Source organism: Zemynaea arenosa (assembly GCF_004614185.1).
Lineage (GTDB): Bacteria > Pseudomonadota > Gammaproteobacteria > Burkholderiales > Burkholderiaceae_D > Telluria > Telluria arenosa.
This window is the reverse complement of sequence record NZ_SPVF01000021.1, coordinates 1-5,823: the sequence shown is the minus strand read 5'-3', so window position 1 is coordinate 5,823 and position 5,823 is coordinate 1. Positions and strand designations below refer to the sequence as shown.

4 protein-coding genes are annotated in these 5,823 nt (G+C 65.6%); all 4 read left to right on the top strand.

Annotation, left to right across the window (positions count from 1 at the left end):
- Window positions 1–1,483, top strand: a 1,483-nt coding sequence (locus E4L96_RS01675) for a PAS domain-containing sensor histidine kinase (protein WP_307721620.1), incomplete at its 5' end; no start/stop codon positions are given.
- Window positions 1,484–1,517: 34 nt separating this feature from the next.
- Window positions 1,518–2,165 (top strand): response regulator, encoded by a 648-nt coding sequence (locus E4L96_RS01670; protein ID WP_135205509.1) that lies wholly within the window; start codon window positions 1,518–1,520, stop codon window positions 2,163–2,165.
- A 118-nt stretch (window positions 2,166–2,283) separates the two neighbouring features.
- Window positions 2,284–3,834, top strand: coding sequence for a GGDEF domain-containing protein (locus E4L96_RS01665; protein WP_135205508.1), 1,551 nt, complete (start codon window positions 2,284–2,286; stop codon window positions 3,832–3,834).
- A 314-nt stretch (window positions 3,835–4,148) separates the two neighbouring features.
- On the top strand, window positions 4,149–5,651 hold the full coding sequence (locus tag E4L96_RS01660) for a flagellin N-terminal helical domain-containing protein (protein WP_135205507.1): 1,503 nt from the start codon (window positions 4,149–4,151) through the stop codon (window positions 5,649–5,651).
- The last annotated feature ends 172 nt before the right edge of the window (window positions 5,652–5,823 follow it).

Here is a 5,823-nt window from a genome sequence, read left to right as displayed (position 1 = left end):
CCGGCGCGCCGTGTATCATCGCCCCATGACCCCAGCCGCCCCCACCCTGGCCGCGATGATGCAGGCCGCCCAGTCCGAAATCTACCTGCTGGATGCCCAGACCCTGCGCTTCGTGGACGTGAACCAGACCGCGCGCGCCAACCTCGGCTACGACCACAAGCAGCTGACCAGGATGACCCCGCTGGACCTGGCCCCCGGCACCACGCCCGAGCAGTTCGGCCAGCTGATGGCCAGCCTGGGCGAGGAAATCGGCGCCCAGGTCTGCATGCGCACCCAGCACCGCCGCGCCGACGGCTCCACCTACCCGATCACCCTGCACTTCCTGCGCAGCCAGCGCGACGGCAAATCGCTGATCCTGGCCCTGGGCGACGACCGCAGCGCCGAGCAGGCCGCCGCCGCCGCGCTGGAGCAGTACCAGGCCCGCTTCCACGCCATTGCCAGCCACATGCCGGGCCTGGTCTACCAGTTCACCGCGCACCCGGATGGCAGCGTCGCCTTCCCCTACCTGTCCGACGGCTGCCAGCCGCTGCTGGGCCTGTCCGTGGCCCAGCTCCAGCAGCAGCCGGAACTGTTCCTGAAGCTGATCCTGCCCGAGGACCAGCAGTCTTACCTCGATTCGATGATGGAGTCGGTCTGCACCCTGGCCACCTGGAACTGGGAAGGCCGCATCTGGATCGCCGAATGGAACGACGAAAAGTGGATCAACCTGCGCGCCACCCCGCGCGCGCTGCTGGAGCCGCGCGGCAGCGTGCAGTGGGATGGCATCATGACCAACATCACCGCCAGCAAGCGCGAGCAATTGGAGCTGAACACCGCCCACCAGGAGCTGGCCGAGCTGACCGCGCACATCGAGGAGGCCAAGGAGCAGGAGCGCACCCGCATCGCGCGCGAGATCCACGACGACCTGGGCGGCAACCTCACGGCGATCAAGATGGCGCTGTCCATGCTGGTGCGCAAGCTGCCCGGCGACGCCCCCGTGCTCACCGAAAAAGCCGAGTACGTGGACGCCCTGGTCGACCGCACCATCGAGGCCATCCACCAGATCTCGCTCGACCTGCGCCCCTCGATGCTGGACCTGGGCCTGGTGCCCGCGCTCGAATGGCAGTGCGGCGAGTTCGAGAAGCAGAACGACGGCATCCGCTGCCATTTCGTGACCACGGTGCGCGACCCGCGCCTGTCGCTCGACCACGCCACCGCCGTGTTCCGCATGGTGCAGGAGGCGCTGACCAACATCGCCAAGCACGCCCGCGCCACCGAGGTCGAGGTCAAGCTGCTGGCCCAGGACTGGGGCCTGGAGCTGACCATCACCGACAACGGGGTGGGCATCGCGCCGGAAGACCGGCAGAAGCCGCAGTCGTTCGGCCTGCGCGGCATGGCCGAGCGGGCCCAGGCGCTGGGCGGGACCTGCACTGTGGCCGATGCAACAGGCGGCGGGACGGTGGTGGCGATAAACATTCCGTTTACCGGTCCGGTCAGCGGATAATACGGCCTGGATTGCTCCATCGACCTGCCGTTCTATGAGTGACAAAGCCGCCATCCGGGTGTTCATTGCCGACGACCATGCCATCGTGCGCGAGGGCCTGAAACAGATCCTGTCCGAATCGCCGGACATCGTGGTCGCCGGGGAAGCCGAGAACGGCGTGGACGCCGTCAAGAATTTCCGCAAGGCCAAGTGCCAAGTGATGCTGCTGGACATCTCCATGCCCGACCGCAGCGGCATCGAAGTCCTCAAGCAGATCAAGAAGGACCACCCGGACGTGAACGTGCTGATGCTGTCCATGCACCGCGAGGACCAGTACGCGATCCGCTCGCTCAAGGCGGGCGCGGCCGGCTACATGACCAAGCAGAGCGCGCCCAAGGAGCTGGTCACCGCGATCCGCCAGGTCGCCGCCGGCCAGAAGTATGTCAGCGCCGCCCTGGCCCAGGAGCTGGCCAACCAGCTCGGCGAGAACCACGAAGCCCTGCCCCACGAAGCGCTGTCGGACCGCGAATTCCAGACCCTCACCATGATCGCCTCCGGCATGACGGTGTCCGCCATCGCCAAGGAATTGTCACTGTCGGTCAAGACCATCAGCGAGTACCGGGCCCGCCTGCTGGTCAAGATGAAGCTCAAGAACAGTGCGGAATTGACACACTACGCGATCAAAAACCAGCTCATCGATTGAGTTTCGGTTGTTAACACATGCTTTGAAGTAAGATGCCGAAACGCCCTTATTCCGCGTTTCGGTAGGGCAAGCCCAACCGTATCATGATGTCAATTCCCGATTGACCTGAGCAGCATCCATGTCCACCACCGAGCAGAACCCGGCCGAGATCGCGCGCGAAGCCTTTCGCCGCCTGGCCACCCGCCGCATCGCGCCTACGCCCGACGCCTACCGGACCATCTACAACGAGATCGCGGGCCTCCCCGCCGCGCCGGAGGCCGCCCAGGCGACCGACGAAGGTGCCGAGCTCGTCCTCACGGGCCTGGCGAGCCGCCTGACCTCCCAGCCGGGCGAGATGGCCGAGTACGGCCGCCGGCTGTCGCGCGCCCTGAAAGCCCGCGACTGGGACGGCTATGGCCGCAGCCTGAACCAGCTGACGGAAAAGTTCGGCAAGCGCCCGGCCGTGGACATCCCGCTGCTGGACACCGACGAAAGCCGCCAGCTGCGCGAGCTGCTGGCCCGCACTCTCACTTTCGCCGTCGCCTCGCTGCTGAACGGCTCGCCCGAACTGGTGGCCGAGGCCGAAAGCCTGGGCGCCGCAGTCAAGAACGCCCAGTCGCACGAGCACCTGGCCGACGTGGCCGCCCGCCTGAAGCAGCTGTGCTACCAGATCGAACTGCGCGGCGGCGACGCGGCCGAGACCCAGGAACTGCTGCTGCGCCTGTTCCGCCTGCTGCTGGAAAACGTCACCGAGCTGCTGGACGATGGCAGCTGGCTGCACGGCCAGGTGGAAGCGGTGCAGGAGCTGATCAAGGGCCCGCTCGACCCGCGCGCCCTGGAAGACGCGACCCGCAGCCTGAAGGAAGTCATCTACAAGCAGGGCCAGCTGCGCAGCAGCCTCGCCGACGTCAAGAAGACGATGAAGAACATGATGATGACCTTCATCGACCGGCTCGGCTCCGTGGCCACCGCCACCGGCGACTACCACGAGAAGATCGGCGGCTTCTCCGAGCGCATCGGCCGCGCCGGCAATATCGAGGAGCTGCAGGCGGTGATGGACGAGATTCTGCGCGAGACCCGCAGCGTGCAGAGCGAGACCCTGAAGTCGCGCGACCGCATGCTGGAGGCGCGCCAGGAAGTCGAGGATGCCGAGGAGCGCATCGCCAAGCTGGAAGCCCAGCTCCAGCACATGAGCGAGCTGGTGCGCGAAGACCAGCTGACCGGCAGCCTGAACCGCCGCGGCCTGGACGACGTGTTCGAGCGCGAGACGGCGCGCGCCGACCGCCGCGGCACTCCGCTGTGCCTGGCGATCCTGGACCTGGACGACTTCAAGCGCCTGAACGACACCTACGGCCACCTGGCCGGCGACGAAGCCCTCAAGCACCTGGTGCGGATCGTGAAGGGCACGCTGCGCTCGATCGACGTGATCGCCCGCTTCGGTGGCGAGGAATTCTGCATCATCATGCCGGAGACCACCGTCGAGGCGGCGTCGGCGACCATGACCCGCTTGCAGCGCGAGCTGACCAAGCACTTCTTCATGCACGACAATGAAAAAGTGCTCATCACCTTTTCCTGCGGCGTGGCCCTGCGCTACCCCAACGAAAGCCAGGACGCCCTGGTCGCGCGCGCCGACAAGGCCATGTACCAAGCCAAGCAATCCGGCAAGAACCGGGTGGTTGTGGCCGAATAGCTATCGTTACCCGGCCGTTCGTTGCCAAGCTTGCAAAGCCCGCTCCGTGCGGGCTTTGCCGTTTCTGGGGCCTGAAGAGGAAAAAAATAATTTTTTCAGCCCTAAAGTTCGCGAAAAACCCGCCGACTTAGCGGGGCAGGCCCAAGCGGACTTGAGGGCCAGATGAAAAAAAATAGTTCGGTTCCCACCATCAACTTTTTCGGGGCCACTCCGTAACCTGCTTCAACAGCGGTTTGAACGCTTCTGAACAGCGAAGCGGACCAAAGTGACCGGGCACGTTGCCCACCCCGTAATACGATTCTGGAGAATCAAAAATGGCATCTACTATCAACACCAACATCGCTTCCCTGAACGCCCAGCGTAACCTGACCTCTTCGCAGAGCGCGCTCTCCACCTCGATGCAGCGCCTGTCTTCCGGTCTGCGCATCAACAGCGCGAAGGACGACGCCGCAGGTCTGGCGATCTCCGAGCGTTTTACGTCGCAAATCAAGGGCCTGAACCAGGCAGTCCGTAACGCCAACGACGGTATCTCCCTGGCCCAGACCGCTGAAGGCGGCCTGTCGACCGCCAGCGACATCCTGCAGCGCGTTCGTGAACTGGCGGTGCAGTCCGCCAACGGCACCAACTCCTCGTCGGACCGCGCTTCGCTGCAAGGCGAGACCCTGCAGCTGACCCAGGAACTGAACCGCGTGGCCAACACCACCCAGTTCAACGGCCAGAACGTCCTCGACGGCACCCTGACCAACTCCCAGTTCCAGGTCGGCGCCAACGCCAACCAGACCATCTCGGTCGGTATCGCATCGGCCAAGGCCTCCGACATCGGCAACAACACCGTGTCCTCGAACATCGACGCCGCCTCCACCACCAACATGGGTGTGGCCGTGGTCGGTGCCGACCTCGCCAGCGTGAGCAACCAGTTTGCCCAGCAGACCCTGACCATCTCCGGCAACGGCGTGTCCAAGACCACCAGCCAGCTGGCTGCCGGTTCGTCCGCCAAGCAAGTCGCCGAAGCCGTCAACGGCCTGACCTCGCAGACCGGCGTGACCGCCACCGCCAAGACCACCGCGACCATCGCCAACGTGGCCGCCGGCGCCGTGTCGTTCAAGCTGTCGGGCGCCAACAGCTCGGCCGTGACGATCTCCGCGACCGTGTCGGACACCAACAACCTGTCGTCGGTGGCCCAGGCCATCAACGCCCAGTCGGGTACCACCAACATCACCGCGACCGCTGACTCGCAGGGCAAGCTGACCCTGACCGACGCGTCCGGTAACGACATCAAGCTGGAAAACCTGGGCACTGACGCCGCTGTGGGCTTCGGCACCGCGACGGTGACCGGTTCCTCGGGCGCCGCCAGCGCCGCTCTCGGCGCCGCCGGTGGCGGTGGTGCGGGCGCCGTGGTCGGCGGTACCGTGAGCTTCGACTCGGCCCAGGGCTTCACCGTGGGCAGCGACGACGCCACCAACACGCTGATGACCTCGCAGAACGAAGGCTCGAAGCTGAGCGCCGTGTCCGGCATCGACATCAGCACCGTGGATGGCGCCAACAAAGCCCTGGCCACCATCGACGCCGCGCTGACCTCGATCAACAACAACCGCGCATCGCTGGGTGCAGTGCAGAACCGCTTCGCCTCGACGATCAGCAACCTGCAGACGACCTCGGAAAACCTGAACGCCGCTCGTAGCCGCATCCAGGACACCGACTTCGCCGCAGAAACGGCCAACATGACCCGCGGCCAGATTCTGCAGCAGGCCGGTACCGCGATCCTGGCGCAAGCCAACTCGCTGCCGAACAACGTGCTGTCGCTGCTCCGCGGTTAATCGCCGGCGCCGCGCGCCCGGTTCGCCTGGCGCGCGGCAAAAACCTCAGTCGTATCGGGTTTCCCCGGCTGTTTTTGACAGCCGGGGATTTGTCATAAAGGAAGCATCATGTCCATCACATCGCTAGGTTCGCCGCCGCCGGCCACCGACCGCCCGGCCGACAGCGCTCCGG